Origin of the sequence: Streptomyces sp. NPDC051041, from assembly GCF_044456065.1 — a bacterium.
Lineage (GTDB): Bacteria > Actinomycetota > Actinomycetes > Streptomycetales > Streptomycetaceae > Streptomyces > Streptomyces glaucus.
Genome location: NZ_JBITFM010000006.1, coordinates 346,772 through 365,385 on the forward strand (window position 1 = coordinate 346,772; position 18,614 = coordinate 365,385).

At 66.0% G+C, this 18,614-nt stretch carries 11 protein-coding genes; 3 read left to right on the forward strand and 8 right to left on the reverse strand.

What is annotated here, in order from left to right:
- Positions 1-104 precede the first annotated feature (104 nt).
- Genes ACIBAI_RS13995 through ACIBAI_RS14005 form a run of 3 tightly spaced genes read right to left on the reverse strand, consistent with a single transcriptional unit; the run spans position 105 to position 8,352 of the window.
- The gene (locus ACIBAI_RS13995; protein WP_399033932.1) at positions 105-5,144 is read right to left on the reverse strand and encodes an FtsK/SpoIIIE domain-containing protein; all 5,040 of its coding nucleotides are present in this window, start codon (positions 5,142-5,144) and stop codon (positions 105-107) included.
- Complete coding sequence (locus ACIBAI_RS14000) at positions 5,141-6,592, reverse strand: hypothetical protein (RefSeq protein ID WP_399033933.1); 1,452 nt, start codon at positions 6,590-6,592, stop codon at positions 5,141-5,143. The genes ACIBAI_RS13995 and ACIBAI_RS14000 overlap by 4 nt, the downstream gene beginning before the upstream one ends.
- The gene (locus ACIBAI_RS14005) at positions 6,592-8,352 is read right to left on the reverse strand and encodes a hypothetical protein (RefSeq protein WP_399033934.1); all 1,761 of its coding nucleotides are present in this window, start codon (positions 8,350-8,352) and stop codon (positions 6,592-6,594) included. The genes ACIBAI_RS14000 and ACIBAI_RS14005 overlap by 1 nt, the downstream gene beginning before the upstream one ends.
- A 540-nt stretch (positions 8,353-8,892) precedes the next feature.
- Between ACIBAI_RS14005 and ACIBAI_RS14010 the strand changes: the two genes are divergently transcribed.
- Both ACIBAI_RS14010 and ACIBAI_RS14015 read left to right on the forward strand, forming a co-directional pair.
- On the forward strand, positions 8,893-9,888 hold the full coding sequence (locus tag ACIBAI_RS14010; protein ID WP_399033936.1) for an IS630 family transposase: 996 nt from the start codon (positions 8,893-8,895) through the stop codon (positions 9,886-9,888).
- Between the two features lie 178 nt (positions 9,889-10,066).
- The gene (locus ACIBAI_RS14015) at positions 10,067-11,212 is read left to right on the forward strand and encodes a DNA cytosine methyltransferase (RefSeq protein WP_399033938.1); all 1,146 of its coding nucleotides are present in this window, start codon (positions 10,067-10,069) and stop codon (positions 11,210-11,212) included.
- A 96-nt stretch (positions 11,213-11,308) separates the two neighbouring features.
- Here ACIBAI_RS14015 and ACIBAI_RS14020 read toward each other — a convergent pair whose 3' ends face one another.
- Together ACIBAI_RS14020 and aspS are read right to left on the reverse strand one after the other, a co-directional pair.
- Complete coding sequence (locus ACIBAI_RS14020) at positions 11,309-11,857, reverse strand: nucleotidyltransferase domain-containing protein (protein WP_399033985.1); 549 nt, start codon at positions 11,855-11,857, stop codon at positions 11,309-11,311.
- A gap of 124 nt (positions 11,858-11,981) precedes the next feature.
- A complete protein-coding gene (gene aspS, locus ACIBAI_RS14025; RefSeq protein ID WP_125505099.1) occupies positions 11,982-13,292 on the reverse strand; it encodes an aspartate--tRNA(Asn) ligase in 1,311 nt (436 codons plus the stop codon).
- Between the two features lie 610 nt (positions 13,293-13,902).
- On the opposite strand from aspS, the gene gltX reads away from it, so the two are divergent.
- Positions 13,903-15,276 carry a glutamate--tRNA ligase gene (gene gltX, locus ACIBAI_RS14030; RefSeq protein ID WP_399033987.1) on the forward strand — a complete coding sequence of 458 codons (1,374 nt, stop codon included), beginning with the start codon at positions 13,903-13,905 and terminating at the stop codon, positions 15,274-15,276.
- A gap of 7 nt (positions 15,277-15,283) precedes the next feature.
- Here the strand turns inward: gltX and ACIBAI_RS14035 are convergent, their stop codons facing one another.
- Genes ACIBAI_RS14035 through ACIBAI_RS14045 form a run of 3 tightly spaced genes read right to left on the reverse strand, consistent with a single transcriptional unit; the run spans position 15,284 to position 18,602 of the window.
- On the reverse strand, positions 15,284-16,270 hold the full coding sequence (locus ACIBAI_RS14035) for a glycosyltransferase (protein ID WP_125505097.1): 987 nt from the start codon (positions 16,268-16,270) through the stop codon (positions 15,284-15,286).
- Entirely contained in the window at positions 16,267-16,881 is a 615-nt protein-coding gene (locus tag ACIBAI_RS14040; protein WP_125505096.1) for an HD domain-containing protein, read from the reverse strand. Before ACIBAI_RS14040 ends, ACIBAI_RS14035 begins: the two co-directional genes overlap by 4 nt.
- Before the next feature lie 5 nt (positions 16,882-16,886).
- The gene (locus ACIBAI_RS14045; protein ID WP_399033941.1) at positions 16,887-18,602 is read right to left on the reverse strand and encodes a carbamoyltransferase C-terminal domain-containing protein; all 1,716 of its coding nucleotides are present in this window, start codon (positions 18,600-18,602) and stop codon (positions 16,887-16,889) included.
- Positions 18,603-18,614: the final 12 nt, after the last annotated feature.

Below are 18,614 nucleotides of genomic sequence, written 5' to 3' on the forward strand. Positions count from 1 at the left end.
AGCGGCCATCTGATCTTCGCCCGGTTCAGCGAGAAGAGCTCGTGCCGCTGGTGGCCTTCTTGCCCCCTCTATGAAATGGAGTTGATCAAACTGGCGGGGTCTGGTCAGCTCCCGTCGTAGGCCACCTGCAGTCGTATGGTGCCCTTGGCCGTGTGCAGAAAGGCGTCGCCCTGTCCGGCCAGAGCTTCGGCTCCAGTCTCGTCCAGAATGATGCGGCTGTCGGTCGCCGTCTTGACCCGCAGGGCGAGTTGGGCAGGGAAGTTTGAGCGGATAGTCGTCGAGATAACGTCCGCACTCGGTCGCTGCGTGGCTGCGATGACGTGGATGCCCGCAGCGCGGGCCTTCTGCGTCAGGCGCTTGAGCAACGCTTCGATTTGCTTCTTCTCTTCGGGATCGCTGGTGAGATCGGCGTACTCGTCCAGGACGATGACGATCCAGGGCTTTCGGTCTGCTTTGTCGACCTTGGCGTTGTACTCGACGAGCTTGCGTGTGCGGATCGCCTTCATGTCCTTGTAGCGCACGGCCATCTCGTCGACGGTTTCCTCAAGGATCTCGATGGCGTCAGCGGCGTCCATACCGATCATGCCGTCAAGGTGAGGGTCGTCCTCGAAGTCGACAAGCTCGGTGCCCTTGGGATCGACGAGGCGGAGTCGCAGAGTGCTCTTGTCGTACCGGACCAGGCCCTTGAGAATCGTGTCCAGGGCGACGGACTTTCCTGATCCAGTAGTGCCGGCTACCAGCAAGTGCGGGGAGTCTGCGGAGGACAGATCAATGGTGACGGGGTTGCCCTCGATGTCGGTGCCCAGCGGGGCGATGAGGCTCTCGGGATCGGCCGGGCACCGCTGCCAAAGCGCCTTGGCGTCGACTCCGTACTTCTCGTCGTCGATCTTGGGGATCTCGAAGAGCACGGAGCCGCGGTCGCTACGGGTGCGAATGCTGAACCCGGAGGGCAATGCCAGGGCCAGGAAAATCTCGTCGCGCCGGTTGGTCAGCTTATCCACGGTGACCCCAGGACTGGGGATGAACCGGAAGATGTAGAAGCCGGGTCCTTCCTGCCACTTGCCGACTTCCGGAGCGGTGACCGCGACCTTGTGGCGGGCGAAGACGTCAACGACCTTGTTGTATCGAAGCCTCAGCTCCTCGTCGGAGAGCCCACCGCGGTGAACCTTCAGAGGGACAGGATCTACCTCTGCGGCAGGGTGAAGCGCAACTCCATGTTCCGGCAGGGACGTTGGCGCGGCCGCCCGGGCAACCTCAACAGGTGCCGTCGGTTCTTCCGGGGTGGGCAGTTCGACGGGAATACCCATTGAGGAGGTCTTGACGACATCGTCGGGGACCTGAACCGCCCCACTGAGGTTCCCAGAGACAACAAGGCGGTCGGCATTGGTGGGGTCCTGATTGGCGCGCAGAGCGCCGATGAGGCTCAGCAATTCCTGCTTGTTCAGCCTCACCAGGGTGTGCTTGCCGAGGCTTCCGACCGCGGGTGCCGGCTGGTCATCCTCGGCTGAGATGGCCACGGCAACGCCGGTAACCTGACCGAGCTGGACATCTTCGGAGCGTAGGGCGTCAAGGACCGTCGCCTCGACCTGACGGTGGTCGTCATTACCGATCAAGGTGCGAGCTGGAAGGTCTGCGGCCTGCAGGGCGCTTCCACTGGTCTGGGCGATTGCGGCGGCAAGCTCGTCCAGCCAGAAGGGACGGTCGTGGCGAGCCTCGCCGTCCGAACGGAAGGCATCCTCACACAGGTCGGTGGTGCGGTTGAGCTGTTCTTCAGCCGAACCGACGTCGAAGGTCTGGCGAAACTTGGACTCAGCGACCAGGACATCCAGGCGAACTGTGCCGTCGTCCTGGATGGTCAGCACGAACCGACCCAGATCGGCACGGGTTTTCTGTCCGCGACCGAACCAGCGATGGTGCTCGTCGAAGCTGATCCAGGTGACCAGGCTCGTACCCTGCCGAGAGACGGGAAACTGCTGATCGATGACAAATCGCGTCGCGACCAGGCCCACGACTTCGTTGACCGTGGTGCCGATGCCGAGGGAGCGCAGCACGGCGCCAGGGGCCACGTTGCGGCCGACCTCGTAGATTCGCTTAGCGGTGCCTTCGGAGTCCTGCGGGGTGACGACGCCGATCTGCTCCAGGCGGCGCCGCAGGCGCTGGACGACGAACTGCCGACCGGTCTGCGAGCTGACGATGAGAGTGTAGGACTCGTTCTTGCCAACACTGGGCTTGACGAGGATGACGTCAGGGCGGTTGCGCAGGGCATCGATCTGCTCACGGCCGATGAAACTGTCGAGGGTGACGACCCAGTGGGCCACGCGATGCAAAGTGGCGAACAAGTTTTGGTGCTGGTCGAACTGCACCTGCATCTCGAAGTAGTCGATGCCGTCGACACTCTCCCGGGAGACCGGGGAACGGCGGTCGTAGCGCACGCACAAGGTTGACCAGGACTCAAGAGTCTCGTCGGCGGTCTCGGGCAACAGCGCTCTCACGACGTTCTCGCTGGTCTGAGCCAGGTTGTGTGAAGCTGGGTGCTTCCAAGGGTTGAAGGAGCCCGACAAGGACTCCTTCTTGGTGCTCTCCTTGATGCTGGTCTGGGTACCGAACAGTGCCGGAGCCAGCGCGAGGTCGATGGAGTCTTCTAGCCCTGACAGGTCTGCTTCCTGGTCGGGCTCCCATGCCTGCAGGATGAGTTGGACGTCGGGCAGGAAGCTGTCCTCGGACATCTCCGCACCGGAGAAGTGCAGGTCGAAACCCTGGATGATCTCGTGATGGGTGGCCTGGGGAGCCAGCACAACCAGATCAACTTTCAGGCGAGGGTTCTTGGCTCGCATCTGCTTGGCCACGCGCATCGGCAGGACAGGGTCGCCGTTGCGGTCCAGGAGCAGCACGCGTAGGCCGTCAAGCTTGTGGGGGTAGGTCGTCAGGTAGTCGGTGATGACGCGGACCATCTCGTCGATCGCCGTCTCGTCGACGCTGGAGAGCCATTCCTTGGACTCGTTGCCGCTGAGGCGGACCGGGGCGTACTCCTCGTGCCCGGCTGATTCGCGCATCGGGATGGCGATCGTGCCGCCGGGCCCGACGAGGACCGCCGGTGTCCCATGTGGGGAGATACGGTCGATGGCGTCGAAGAAGAGATCCTCGTTCTCCTGGTTGAGACTCAGACCTCCCTCCCTGTTCAGGGCGGTCTCGATGCTGCTGGCTGCCTCCGCGTAGTTCTTTGCCAGCCAGCGCAGCTTCAGCGGGTGGGTGGCCAGCATCATCATGCGGTGATCGGCCAGCCCAACGACATCGGTCAGGACGACGGCCTCAAGGTCTGCGTTCGGAGCGTTGTCGGGAACCAGGGTGGTGCGAGCTTCGCGGAGTATGCCTTCCCACTCGCGTACGTAATCGTTGATCTTCCCGGCGTCAAGCCCGTCGGAGAACCGCTCGAAGTGCTCCAGCTTGAGGCGCTCGAGCTGACCCGCGAAATGTGATGCAGGGACAGGCACAGGCTCGTCGACCTGCCACTGCCGGGGGTCATTGAACTTCTCGAGGAAGGTGTCGAAGGTCAGATTGCTGGCATGGCCAGGGGGGTTTCGCCAGCCGTGGATGAGGGCCGCCAGTGCGATCTGCCCGGGGATGCCCAGGGGGTCCCAGCGAAAGCGTCGCTGGGCGGCGCCGTCCATCTCGACCAGGATGCGCAGCGGGGCCCACTCGGTGTTCGGGTCAAAGGGCTCGTCCTCCTCCGGCAGGGGCGGCTTGGTCAGGTCCAGCAGGCAGTCCTTGACCTCCAGAGTCAGGCGAAGGCCGGTGGAGTCCTGGATATCACGCAGGGTGCGTGCGTACAGGAAAGCGAACAGCCAGCGGCTCCATCGCCCTGCTTCCTGGTTGCCTTCAAGCCCGACGACGACGGAGCCTTCCTCTTCGTCAGAGAAGTAGGTCAGCTCGCGCAACAGGGCACGCAGTGGGTCCTGGACGAACTGAGAGTCCGGGAAGGCAAGCTTCTCGACTTTGCGGCGCGACCGCTTGGACAGCAGGTCGGCCAACGGATCGGCTCCACCAACGGGAGACTCGTCAAGGAATCGCTGTGCGGCTTCCTGGTCTCCGCGATCAAGCGCATCTTCGATCATCATGGCGTCGAACTCGTCGACCCGATCTGCGTCGGCCCTCTCGATCTCCTGCCGGACCTGCTGGCCTAGACCGATTTTCTTGGACTTCTGCTCGAAGACCTCAAGCCAGAGGGTCAGATCCTGCTCGCGGCGCAGCTGACGAGAATCCTGCGGGGTAGAGCCACTGCGATTGAGGTTCAGTACGAGGCTGCGCATACGCGTCCTGGCAGACTCGGAGTCCGTGCCAATGTGGTCCAGGGACTCCTCGCTGAATTCGGTCGCGGTGATGCGGTCTATCAGGTCGTCCTCGGTGATCTCCTTGCCGGTGGGCTGCTTGAAGGCACTGACCGAGACGTTCTTCTTGATCCGGGCCGGCAGCGCGGCGGGCTTGAGGAAGAGTCCTCGGTCCGGGAAGAGGTCAAGAGCGGGCAAGGCTGCAGAGATCTCGGGGTAGACCACGTCAGGGGTGTGGACCTGAGTTGCTGCGACCTTCTGCGCGGTCTCCACCAGGAAGGCCGCCCAGCGGTGCAAGGACCGGGGCTCCTCATCGGTGACGGCACGCCAGATCTCCGGCAGAAATTCGACCATCAGGGCCGGAACGGTGCCGCTGCCACCCGCCTCCCGCCAGGCTTCTGCCATGAACCTGTCGAACCCGCGCTCGCCAGAGGCGTCGTGGTAATCGCCCAGGATCGCGGCATCGTCCAGGGCATTCATGGCCGCCAGCCCCTGTGCGTCCGGAGACTGCCCCCACTCGAAGAGCAACACCGCCTTACCCTGTCCCGAATTTCGCCACTTGGTCAGCTGGTCCTGCGGATCCAGGAGGTAGTCAGCAGGGACGCCTTCAATGGGCTCTGAGGTTCCGACCTTGACGACAACCTGACGGTCCGGCGACTCCAACAGCCTCTGGGCCGTGCGACGGAGGGCCTCGGCCACGGTCGGCCGGTCGAACCCGCTGACTCGCAGGACGGCACGGGCTCCGCTGATCTCAGTGACCTTGCGGAGTGCTTCGTCGGCGACGAACCGACCGAGCGCTCGGATGCTGCTGTCGGTCACCGGGGCTCCCCTCGAACCATGCTGGTTGCATCTGAATATTGAGTGAGCAGACCGATAGCGGCCAGCTTCTCCCGGAACGCCTTGCCGTTGTGGTCAAGGACCGATGAGTCGACCTCATAGGCCAACGGGCTCGCAGCTGCGACCTTGTTCTCCACCACGAGCCCGTACTTCTCGTACAGCAGCGCGCAGAACTGGTCGAACTCCATCTCCGTGCCCTGCGGGACGGTGGCAGATACCAAGCCCTCAAGCATCGGCGGCTTCATGGTGAAGTGCCGGCGCCCAACCGTCGCGTTCAGGGCTCCCACAGCAGCGAGGGTCTCGCTGAAGAACGCTCGAGGCGAGCCGACCGCGTTGCCGGCCTCCTTCGTGAATCTTTCGTAGCGGCGCTTCCTGGCCTCGTCGCCTTCGGTTTCGAGTTCGTCGATCATTTCCCGAGCCTGGACGTTGATCGCGTTGACGATGTCATTGCGGAAGCCGGTGAGGTTCTTCTGCGACTCTCTGCGCAGCGGGGTTGCCTCGTTGCCGAAGTCCAACAGGATCGACTCGCGATTGGTAGCACCGAGCTTCGTGCGTGCGAGGTGCAGCTGGTGGCGTGCCAAGCAGTAGGGGACCCAGTGCATGAGGCTCTCGGTGCGCTTGGCCCTGGGGACCGTCGCGATCCGAGTGACGATGTTGCGGGTCCCTTCCCTCAGCAGATCAGGCCACGGGCTGAGATCCTCATGCAGCTTGATTTCTGCGTCTGAGCCCTCCACGGGCGCTTCGTCGTAGTCGAAGTCGTGCGCGCTGAGCGCCTTGGCAAGGTTGCCCAGCGGGGTGCCGCTGTCCTGCACGAGGTCGCGCAGGCCCTGTCGGGTCGCTTCCTTGCGGTCCGGATCAGGGTCTGTGCGTAGGACTTTGTAGGCCCAGCTCCCACCATCGCGGAAGAGGTAGCGCTCGATACTCGGAGCGTTGGTGCCGGCAGTGACCTTGCTGGCCTGCTTGCGCTTCTTGGCGCTCCTCTTGGGGGATGCGTCGATCTGCTTGATTCGTCGTTCGACTGCGTCGTAGTGGATGAGCTCACCGACGAACGGATAGATGTGCGCGCCGAACCAACTGGGCTGGCTACGACGTCCAGGGATCTCAACCAACAGGGACGAGAACAGGGCGTGGAGCGTTTCCATCGTCTCGGGAGAGTCCAGCTCGACGGCCTTGCTAAGTTCCTCGTCGCCCTCGACGATGCGGGCCTTGGTCGCGATCCGCCGGGCCAGGTCGTGCGAGGTCCTCTTGTAAGCCGTGGCGGCTCCGTTGTCCAGGAGCCCCGGGAACTTCTCGGGGTCCTCCTGATGCGCCAGGTAGACGCCGCGGGCGATCGCGAGCATCTCAAGCGGGACGTAGAAACCGCGGCCCTGCTGTTCGAGATTCACCCCGAAGAGGCGAAGGACGACCTCGGCCTTGGAACGATCAGCCATCACGCACGCACCGACCTGATCTTGTCGCCGACGTCGATCATGAGCTTCCTCATGATGTTGCCCACCAGCACCTGGATCTCGTCCTCTTTGTTCGACGAGTCAGCCAGCTCTGCCAGGGATCCACTCAGGCCGCGGATCTCTGCCTCGTGCTGGACCTCGCTACGCAGGCCCGCGGCCCACCGCGTCAGCAACTCGAAGCGCAGGAGGTCCGCCTCCACCGAGACTGCGTCCTGGTTAGGTGCGACGGCCGGGATACGAATGTAGATGGCTCGGTTGAGCCACTCGACGGCGTTCTGCATCTCGGGGGTTGCGCCGGTGCCGGCTTCCCTTTGCCACTGGGTGACCTGGTCGACGACCTCGACGCCCTTGCTGGGCACTCGCCGGGAGATTACGGCGGCGCGGGCACGGTGGGTGAAGAAGGCGGGGTCAAGTATGAAGAAGTCAGGATTGCTCCCCGCCCGGTGGATGCCCTGGACGGCCTCCAGGCCCTTGAGGAAGCGGTCTCGCACCCTGGTGTCTGCCGGGTCCCGGTTCTTGTCCTGGACACGGACGAAGTCGTCGCCGGCCTGCAGGCCCATGCGGGCGAACCGGTCCGTGTCGTCGTCGCTGTTGAAGAAGTCAGCTCGTCGCAGGAACGTGTACAAGCCCCGCAACTGCTCGGCCTGCTTCTGGACGTCCCGATTCGTACGGACCTTCTGCAGATAGCTGCTGGCGTCCGCGGGAGGGAAGTCGCCAGCCGTGTCCGGGTCCAGTCGGTCGTCGACCTGGCGCCGAGAGACCTTGCCCGGGTCCAGCTTTCGTAGCGCGAAGAAGGCAGGAACCAGATGACGTTGTTGCTGGGTCAGCCGGTCACCGAAGAGAGCCTGGTGGTACAAGTGGGGAGCCTGCCACAACCTATTCGAGTGCGACCGCTGGTACTTGGCATGGACGTTCTCGCAGGACAGGCCGCCGGTGAGCATGTAGCTGGTCACCGACAGCGCCTGGCGTGTCGTGATTACCGCCCCAGTGCGCTCGGCCGCGGCGAACACGTCCCGGATCGCGGCCCGACGCTGAGGCCCGCGGGTAAGATCGTTTAGTTCGTTGCGGTTGGCCAGGATCGGGCAGACGTTCCGTGCATCACAGGTCTCGCAGGGCTTCCACCGCGACCATTGGTTCGTCGTCCACTGCTTCAGGACCCAAGGAATGAGTCCGCCGTTGTCACTGTCAGCCGCTACGGACTGGTAGTTGAGGTTGATAACAGTGACTGTGCCATCGGGGTCGGTGACCTGCCCCCGGACTATGCCTTCCGTGAGGGTCTTCACCAGAATCTTGGCGCGCCCGGTGCCGCCTTTGCCCAGGTTGTTATCTTCAGCGACGCACTTGCGTAGTTGGCCCTCGTTTGCGCAGATGATCGCGATGCCCTCGTCCGGAGGGTCAAGAAGTTCCACGAGTTTGCGAGCGCCCGCCTGCGGGCTGAGCTCGCTGAGATCGCTGAGGATGTACAGCGGGCGTCCGCTACGGGTCTGGCCTATAGAGCGGCTGGCGTCTCCGGCCCCGGACAGCTCGAGGAAAACAGCCTTCCGGACCTCTGGTGTGATCGGCTCGGCATCGACCCGTAGCTCGGCCAGAAGGCTGGCACACAGGCTCGTCTTGCCATGCCCGGCGTCCCCGGTGAGGACGATGGTCTTCGTGGTTGGCCGTTCAATGGCGTCCAGCAGGTATTTCAGCGTCACGACAGGGAACAGCGACTGCGTCCAGTCTGCCTGCAGCTCGTAGATCATCTCAGAGGTGTCGGCGTCGAACGGCTGGTAGCGACGTATCCGTTGGACGTGTTTGTTGACCTCTAGCGGCATCTGCTGTCCTTCGTCGACCGGGCCGTAAGCGCTGCAAGATTTTAGCGGCCAGCGCGTCTGACGGTAGATCAAATGAGGTGTCACAGTGCCTAGGTACGTCGGGCTCGCCAGCGCGTGACACTGTCGGGGACCTTGGGGGATCCGTGATGGCCGCGCTTGATGTTGCGGTGCTCGATGGTGACTGTGAGTCGCGTTGAGGAAGCGCGGGCCCTCAACGCCGTGGTAGCAGCAGCGCCGCAGTTGATGGCGGTTGATGGGCTGGCCTAGGTGCTCGTGATGCTGGTAGGTGAGGCGTAGAACCGTCGTGATCGGCAGTTCAGGCGGCACTTACTGACTTCAGCTCGTCAGGGTGAACCTCGACGAAGTCCCTGATGGGCTGGGGGTGGTGGCTGTATCTCGTGGTGTGTGAGATATGCGGATGGGGGCGGGCTGACCGCTGCGGGCCGCCGGCGTCGGGAGTCGGTGCGGATGCGGGCGGCCGAGCTGTTCGAGCAGGAGATCAAGCCGCTGGAGGTGGCACAGCGCTTGCGGGTGAGCCGGAAGTCGGCTTACCAGTGGCACCAGTTGTGGCGGGAGGGTGGCCGTGAGGCTCTGGCCTCGCGTGGCCCGAGCGGTTCGCGGTGCCGGCTGTCCCCGCGCTGTCTGGAGAAACTGGCCGTATATCTGGAGCAGGGCCCGGCCGCGCACGGCTGGGTGGAGGACCAGGTGTGGACTGCCGCTCGGGTGGCCACGCTGATCGGCCGGAAGTTCCACGTCTCCTACAGCGTCTCGGGCGCGACGAGGCTGATGCACCGGCTCGGCTTCAGTCCGCAGGTCCCCGCACGCAGGGTTGCCGAGCGCGACGAGAGGGCCGTCACCGTGTGGAGGGAGGCGACCTGGGCGGCCTGCGGGGGTTACATCTGCTTCGAGGACGAAGCCGGGTTCACCCGTCGGCCGCCCCGAGGACGCACCTGGGGCCGGCGCGGAGTGACTCCGCAGGTGACGGTGAGCGGACGGCGCTCGGGACGCCTGTCCGTGGCCGGGCTGATCGCCATGCGGCCTGGCTCCCGGACCCGGCTGTGCCACCGCCTGAGCATCCACCGAGCGGGCAAGAGCACGCGCCGCAGCATGGGCGAGCGGGACTTCATCGCGCTGATCGACGGCGTCCACCAGCTCGTCAAGGCGCCCATCGTGCTGGTCTGGGACCGGCTGAACACCCACGTCTCCCACGCCATGGGCAAGCTGATCGCCGAACGTGCATGGCTGACGGTGTTCCTCCTGCCCGCCTACTCACCCGACCTCAACCCCGTCGAATGGGTATGGGCGCACGTCAAACGCAGCCTGGCCAATCTCGCCGTCGTCGCCCTCGACCGGCTCGAAGCCCTCGTACGCAACCGACTCAAGCGCCTTCAGTACCGGTCCGGCACCCTCGACGGCTTCATAGCCGGTACCGGCCTGACCCTCGACGAACCAGCGTCACCCTGACAAGCCGAAGTCAGTAGGTGTCGGTCTGCCGCGCGCGCTCACCCTTGATCGAGTACGATGACCGCTCGTTCCGCCGGTTCTACAAGCAAGCGCAGAGGGGGCACACGTGGGTGAGCGGCACCCCTTGCGGGCCAAGCGGCGGCCGAAGTTTGAGGAGGGTGTCGGCTCTCTGCGAGTCGTGGATCTCTTCGCCGGCTGCGGTGGCCTCACCCTCGGTATTGCCCAGGCAGCCCGCAAGCATGACGTCTCGCTCGATGTTCGTCTCGCCGTTGACTTTGAGGCAGCTCCCACGAAGGTATTCAAAGCAAACTTCCCCAAGGCCAACGTCCGACAGGGAGCCGTCGAATCCTACTTTGACGGTGACCTTGGCGCACCGTTGACCGCTCAGGAAACCGAAACTCTCTCGATGGTGGGTGAGGTGGAGCTTCTGATCGGCGGGCCGCCGTGTCAGGGGCACAGTAACCTCAACAACCACACCCGCCGCGATGATCCCAAGAATCGGCTGTACCTGCGGATGGCTCGTGCGGCAGAGGTTCTGCGCCCCAGTGTAGTCGTCATCGAGAATGTGCTGGCCGTTGTTAATGACAAGCAGCAGGTCGTCTCCCGGGCCATCGTTCACCTCAAGAAGCTTGGCTACGAGGTTGCGACCAGTCGTATCGACCTACTCAAGCTCGGGGTCGCTCAGACGCGCAAGCGCCACATACTGCTGGCCGTCCGCGAAGACGCGCTGCCTTTTGGCTTTTCTGCTGCTGACCTGCTAAAGATCGAAGACCACAATGCCGCGCCCCATGACCTGCGTTGGGCGATCGGCGACCTGCTCGACGTTCGACCTAAGTCATTTTTCGATGAAGCTGCCGTGCCCAACGCAGACAATCAGCGGCGTATGAAGTATCTCTTCGATAATGACGTGCACAATCTGCCGAACGAAGAGCGCCCCAAGTGTCACCAGGGCAAACATAATTACACCGCAATGTACGGCCGTTTGTGGTGGGACCGTCCGTCTCAGACCATTACCAGTGGCTTCGCGACGATGGGACGCGGGCGTTTTGTCCACCCTGGTGTTCCCCGATGTCTGACCGCCCACGAGGCTGCGCGTATCCAGGGCTTCCCGGATTATTTCAAGTTCGTCGACGAGAGGGTCAAGCCGCGCTATGAGCTGACCCACACCGAGGTTCAGATCATCATCGGCAACGCCGTACCCCCACCCCTGACCGAGGCGCTGACTTCCAGGCTCTTCGACGCTGACGTTCTGCATGTGAAGGACGACGCTGCCCAGCAGCTTGAGGACGACTTCGCTGCCTCTGCTGTAGACCTCGCCTGCTGAGCCTGCAGTGGGCTGAGTCCCTCCGAGGGCCGAGCCCGGCTCAGGTAGTCGGGGCATCGGCGCAGTACGGCTGGCCTCTCGGTTTCGGTCTGCGGACTAGAGACGTTTCCTCCAGGGATGGGCTGGGACGGTCATCGCGATCGAATCCGCTAGCCAGGCGCGTTGCGACTCGTCCAGCAGTGGCAATACCGCTTCGAAGTCAGTCTCGTCCTTGGCCCGTGTGGCCTTCGTCTTGTAGAAGAGCTGCACCTCGGGCGTAAGGTAAGGGATTCCGGTCGGACTCCTTCGTCCCACTCGCCCGAGTGGAAGTCGGACCCCTGGATTGCGCCGCGAGACCCAATGGGCGCCCTCGGCCTCGTCCAGCATGAGTTGCACTGACCAGGGCGCCTCACGTGTGCGTCTGCACCAGATGTCGTGGAGGGGCACCTCAAGCGTCTCTCCCGGACGCCAGGGACGCAGGTGCCCCGTGCCAGGCGGGTCTGCAACGTGCATATCCCAGTCGTTCAGCAGGTCCCGCACGAGCGCTTGGGCGCGGCGGAGGACCAGGACGTCGAGATCGCCGTGCGGGCGTAGCTCGCGACCGACGGCGAGTTCGATCGCGTACCCGCCGGCGATCCACCACGGGAAGTCGGCTTCGGCGAACATCGCGGCCAGGTCCTCCGGGCGAGCCGGCACCCAGCGCCCCAGTTCGTGAACACTCACCCGTCCATGCTTTCAGCAGACGAGGCACTGGGCGGAACATCGCAGGTGGTCAGAATGCAGCTGTCGGCTATGGGGTGAGCCGGTTCGGTCCGCGGAAGAGGAAGGTGGCCTCGCGGATCGACTCCAGGCCGAGCATCACCATCAGTACGCGTCCGAGGCCCATGCCCAGCCCGCCGTGCGGCGGGCACCCGTACCGGAACGCGTTCAGGTAGTCCTGCATCGGCTCGGGGCGCATGCGCTTCTCGGCGGCCTGCTTCAGCAACACGTCGTAGCGGTGCTCGCGCTGGGCGCCGGTGGTGATCTCCAGGCCCTTCCAGAGCAGGTCGAAGCTCAGGGTCACGCTCGGGTCGTAGGCCGGCCGCATGTGGTAGAAGGGTCGGCTGCCCACGGGATAGTGGGTGATGAACACGAACTCGTGGCCGGTGGCCTGCTGGATATGGGCGCTGATGCGTCGCTCGCCCTCCGGGTCCAGGTCCTCCTTGATCCCTTCCGGGTTCCAACCGCCCTTGCGCAGGATGTCGTGCGCCTCGGCCATGGTGACGCGGGGGAAGGGCGTCGTGGGGACCGTGATCTCCACGCCGTACTGCTCGCGGACGACCTGACCGTGGGCGTCGGCGACCTTGGCGATGGCGTGGGTGAGCATCTGCTCCTCGAACGTCATCACGTCCTCGACGCCGTCGATCCAGGCGAGCTCGACGTCGACGCCGGTGAACTCGGTGGCGTGCCGGGAGGTGAACGACGCCTCGGCACGGAAGACGGGGCCGATCTCGAAGACCTTCTCGATGCCGGCCGAGATCGCCATCTGCTTGTAGAACTGGGGCGACTGGGCCAGGTAGGCGCTGCGGTCGAAGTAGCCGAGCTCGAAGACCTCCGCTCCAGACTCCGAGGCTGTGCCCATGAGCTTGGGGGTGTGCATCTCCGTGGCGCCCCGCGCGTAGGCGTACTCGCGCATCCCCTGCTCCAGGGTGGTCTGCACGGCGAACATCAGCTGGGCGGCGGGACGGCGGCGCACGTCCAGGAAGCGCCAGTCCAGCCGGTGCTCGATCCCCGTCTGCTCGTCGATCGGCAGCGGGGTGGCGGCCGGGTTCAGGACCTTGACGCCCTCTGGCACGATCTCCAGGCCGCCGAGCTTGACCTGGGCGGCGTCCACGACCCGTCCGGTGATCTTGACGGCGGATTCGGGAGTGAGGGCTTGCAGCTGGGCCTCCAGCGGCCCATTGTCGCGCTTGTGGGTCACCTGCACCATGCCGGTTCCGTCGCGCACGACGACGAATTGCATCTTGCTCTGCAGGCGCAGGGTGTTCACCCACCCGCAGACGGTGACAGTACGGCCGACGTGTTCTCGCAGGTCGGAGACATGTACGCGGCTATGGATCATTGCGGTCCTCCGAAGGACATCGTCATGATCCCTTGGGAGTGCGGGCGAGAAGGGCAACTCGCGGTACCACCGCACTTTCACCGCCACCAGGTGGCGGCCTCGTTCTGACCCGGTGACGGGGGCCGGCCGGCGGGGCATTGGGCCACAAGAGGGGGCCGTTCCTCCCCGCGCTCGGGAGGGTCTTCGCCTCGGGGCGCGAGACCGCCTTCCCAGCTGCCGGCGGCTCTCTCTGCTCGCGTGGTCCCTGGCTACTCGTCTCCGTCAACGCGTTGCCCGGAAGGATACGAACGCCGCGATCGCGTCCGCAATCGAGAATGCGAGGGCAGCGTCGCGGGGCTTTGTATCCGGCGTGGCGTCGCATATCCGTGCGAGCGTGGAGCGTGTCCGGGTGGCTGCCGTCGAGGTCGGCTGGAGCTGTGGCGAGCGGTCAGCCGAGGTAGGGGCACGCACGTGCAGTGGAAGGGGACGGGCGAGGGGGAGTACCGGGTCGGCCGAAAAACGTCGGTGCGGAGGTAGGGCGAGTGGTCCGAGGCGTAGGTCCGGCGTCGGTACCCTGGAGCGCATGTCTACTGCCCCGGTTCGCGTTCGTTTCGCCCCGTCCCCGACCGGCATGTTCCATGTCGGTGGTGCACGGTCCGCTCTCTACAACTGGGCGGTGGCGCGACAGTCCGGCGGCAGGTTCGTGCTGCGGATCGAGGACACCGACGCGGCCCGGAACAAGCCGGCGTGGACCGAGGGCATCATCAGCGCGCTCGCGGCGATCGGCATCCATGGTGAGGACCCGGCCTTCGAGGGGCCGTACTTCCAGTCGCACAACGCCGACCGGCACCGGGAAGCGGCTCAGCAGCTCTTCGCGGCCGGCCGGGCGTACTACTGCGACTGCACCCGGGAGCAGCTGAAGGAGCGCACGGGGTCGGAGCACCTCGGGTACGACGGGTTCTGCCGGGACCGGGGGCTGGCATTCGAGGAGGGGCGGGCGCTGCGGTTCCGGACGCCGGACGAGGGGGAGACCGTCGTGGTCGACCTGGTCCGCGGGGAGCCGGCGTTCCCGAACAGCGCGATCGAGGACTTCGTGATCGCCCGTGGTGACGGGTCCCCGGTCTTTCTGATCGCCAACGTCGTGGACGACCTGGACGAGGAAATCACGCAGGTCATCCGAGGCGAGGAGCACCTGTCGAACACGCCGAAGCAGCAGCTGCTGTGGGAGGCGCTCGGTGCCAAGCCGCCTGTGTGGGCGCATCTGCCAGTGATCGTGAACGAGAAGCGGCAGAAGCTGTCAAAGCGCCGGGACAAGGTGGCGCTGGAGGACTACCTCGCCGAGGGGTTCCTGCCCGAGGCGATGGTGAACTATCTCATGCTGCTCGGCTGGGGCCCGGGTGACGACCGGGAGATCAGGCCGTACGAGGAGCTGGAGCAGCTCTTCCGGATCGAGGACGTCAACACCGCGCCGGCCTTCTTCGACGTGAAGAAGCTGACGGCGTTCAACGGCGAGTACATCCGCGCCCTGTCGCCGGAGCAGTTCGCCGCCGCCTGTGCGCCGTGGCTCGTCGCCCCGTACGCGCCGTGGCGGCCGGAGGCGTTCGACAAGGACGTCTTCGAGGCGGCGGCTTCCCTGGCCCAGACCCGGCTGGCGCTGCTTTCCGAGATCACCAGCTATGTGGACTTCCTGTTCCTCGACGAGCCGGTCGAGGACGAGGCGTCGTGGAACAAGGCGATGAAGGCAGGCGCCGGCGACATCCTGTCGGACGCCCGCGCCGAGCTGGCCCGCGTCGCGGACTGGAAGGCGGACGACCTGAAGACCGTCCTGCTCGCCGTCGGGGAGAAGCACGGGCTGAAGCTGGGCAAGGCCCAGGCGCCCATCCGGGTCGCGGTCACCGGCCGGACGATCGGACTCCCGCTGTTCGAGTCCATGGAGCTGCTCGGCCGGGACCGCGTGCTGCCCCGTTTGGAAGCTGCCAGCAAGAAGTTGGTCGCGCAGGCTTAGCCGCTGGTCAGGCGACCTGCGTCAGGAGGTTGCCCCAGGCGTCGCCGAAGTAGTTCAGATCGAACCGGGCCAGGGCCTCGTACCCCGCCTTGGCCTCGGTGTGGCGTGCCGCCGCACGCTCCCGGACCTGTGCCGGGAGACGGCGGAGGTCCGGGGTCGGCTGGCCAGCCAGTGCGGCGAGGTCGCCCAGGCCGGCCACCGGACGGATGAGGCAGGGCAGGCCGAGGAGTAAAGCCTCGGCGGCGCAACGGCTCCAGCCCTCCCGCATCCGTGGGAGGAAGACACCGACGTCACAGGCGCGCAGCAGACGCAGGTACCGCTCGCGTTCGACGTCGTAGTGCGCGCTGTCGAGGCCGATGGTGTTGCTGCCGCTGGTGATCACCCGCAGTCCGGGAACGCCGGCCAGTGCTGCGGAGACCTCCTCGGTCCCCTTCCAGTGCACGGCCTTGCCCGCGTAGACGCCGATCACGTCGGGTTGTAGGCCGAACTCGGCGCGGCACTCGGCCCGGTCGTAACCGCGTGCCTGCTCTACTTCGGCCATGTCGAATGCGTTGTAGATCACCCGTACGTTGCGGACGCCTCGGGCGCGGAGCTGGTCAGCCCAGTACGGGGCGACGCACACGACGGCGGCGCACTGCGGCAGAACGCGGAACAGCCGCTCCCAGAGCATGGCCTCGATGGGGGCGGAGTCATGTTGGAGCGGCTCGTAGTGGTGCAGGAGGAACACCGTGCGGGCGCGCATCTCGGGCGTGAACAGCAGCAGGCTGAGGTCGTCCCACACGAAGGTGCCGGTGGTGCCGTGCAGCGCCCGTATGGAAGGTGCCAGGCGGGCGAGGTGGCGGAGCTTGCGCCAGCGGCGGACCCGGTAGGTCCGCTTGTGGTCCGGGACGGTGCGCCACTCCACGTCGTCGGCCATCACTTCGTGGAGCATCCGCAGGTAGACCCGCCCGCCGGTCCGGCCGACCGGCTCCATCGAGTAGACGACCCGTTTCACGGACGTACCTCCTGTATGTGGTGGACGTACTCGGCGTGCAGGCGCGCGTGCATGGTCTCCAGATGGGGGCCTAGGCCGCGGGCGGCGTCGGCGAGGGGGAGGTGGAAATCGCCCAGGGTATGGAGGAACCGTCGGCGCCGGTCGAGGTTCGGGGACGCGGCGAGGTCGCGCAGGTTGTGCAGGCGGTCGGCAAGCCGGACGAGGAGGTCCTCGGGCGGGAGCGCGGCTTGCTTGGCGCGCCAGCGGATCTCGTCGCCGACGGACTTCGGGCGCTGTTCGAGGCGGTGGTCGGCCGTCATGGCACGCAGGCGGGTGGTGAACGGGCCACCGAGGTGGTGGACGAGCAGTGCTTCCGACTCGGGCGCTACCTCCAAGGCGTCGTGCAGGAGGGCGAGGAGGAGGGGCTCGGGGCGCCGGACGCCGATCTCCGTTCGCAAGAGCCTGACGACGGCCAGCGGGTGCTCCAGGTATGGGGTGCCCTGGTCTCGGGTGTAGCCGTCGTAGACCGTGAGAGCGAGGCCAGCGGCCACGCGGGCGCGAGACTGCTCGTCCGGGCTCCATGCGGCGGCACCGAGCACGGTCAGGACGTGGTCGAAATCGATGGGGTCCATCCGCCTCACCTCGTACCAGTGGACGCGGCACGGGGATCGGGGACGTGGTCGGCGAGCAGCAGGGTGTCCCCGACGGCGAGGGCGTCGAGGCGCAGGTCCACCGCCGCTGCCACGGCTTGCTCAGCGGTCCGCAGGATCGGGGCGCCTTTGCGGTTGAAGGATGTGTTCAGCAGCAGCGGCAGTCCGGTGAGGTCGCGGAACTGCTCAAGGAGGTGGCACAGGCCCTGGTGGTCGGCGGCGACGGATTGGACGCGGGCGGTGCCGTCGTGGTGGGTGACCGCCGCGACTCGGTCGGCTCGGCACCGTCGGACGGTGGCGACACGGTTCATGAAGGGGTCGCCCGCCGACATGAACCATTCCGTGGCGTTCTCGGCGAGGACGGCCGGCGCGAACGGGCGGTACGCGGCTCGCTTCTTGATCGCGTTGAGTCGGTCCCTCGTGGCGGCGTGACCGGGGTGGGCGAGGATCGAGCGATGGCCGAGGGCACGCGGCCCGAATTCGAGCTGTCCCTGCACCCAGCCGACGACGCGATGCTCGGCGAGCAGTGCCGCCACTGTGGCCGGCAGTCCGAGCCCGAGGTGGGGCAAGGCGTGATAGCCGGGCGGTACCGTTGTCGTTGGCAACGCGCCCGGGTTCGGGCCCCAGGCCGCGTCGGTCGGCACCGGCAGGCGCTCCTGCCCGAGCTGGTAGTGCCAGCCGTAGAGCGCGGCGCCAACGGCTGTGCCGGCGTCGTGCGGGGCCGGTGCGACGAAGAGGGTGTCGAAACCGCTGTCGGCGGCCAGCTGGCCGTTGAGATGGGAGTTCAGGGCGCATCCGCCGGAGAACACCAACGTTGAGGCCCGAGTGAGTCGTTGCAGGTGGCGGGCGACGTGGACGACCGATTCGGAGAAGATCTCCTGGACGGCAGCGGCCAGGTCGGCACGCTTGTGTTCCGGCTGTTCCGCGACGTTGTCGGCGGTCCAGGCCCGGCCATCGAGCAGCAGCGGTGTGCTGCTGTCCGCCGAACCCCACGGATGATCGATGCGGACCTCGCCCTCGTCTCCGAGCCGGACCAGTTCGCGGACGTGTGCGCCGTAGCGCTGGGGATCGCCGAAAGCGGCGAGCGCCATCATGCTGCCCTCGGGCTCGTCGCCGGGTGGGATCACCCTCCGGGCGAGGTTCCGGTAGAAGTGCCCGAGGGAGGAGTGGACGCGCCGAGGCCCGACCGGGCCCGGCACGACGGCCGGCATGCCCTGGTGGAGGCGATCGATGCGATCAGGCCACAGGTCATACCCCGTGATGCGCTCTCGGCCAGGGCCGAAGTCGGAGCCGAGTGAGGAGCCGCCGGCGTCGATGACGAGGCCCGCGGCGTGCTCATGCCCGGAGAGCAGGTAGCCGGAGAGCACGTGGGCCGTGTGGTGGGACAGGAGACGGAGGTGTTCGCCGAGCGGGGCGGGCAGGAGGGCGGCGAGTTCCTCCCGCTCCTCGGCCAGCCACCAGCCGGCCGCGGGGTTGGGGCGCATGGAGGCGGCCCAGACGGCGTCCACGTCCTCCGGTTCGATGCCGGCGGCCTCCAGGCACCACTGGAGCGCGCGGGTCGGGGCGGTGAGCGTGCCCTTGCGGGTGGGGTGGTTGTGCTTGACGCCGCTCCAGCGCTCCTCTTCAGCCGCGTAGAGGCGGCCGTCGACGACTAACGCGGCGGCCGTGTCGTGGTGGAAGTTCAGTCCGAGGACTGCGGGCATGGTGGTGTACCT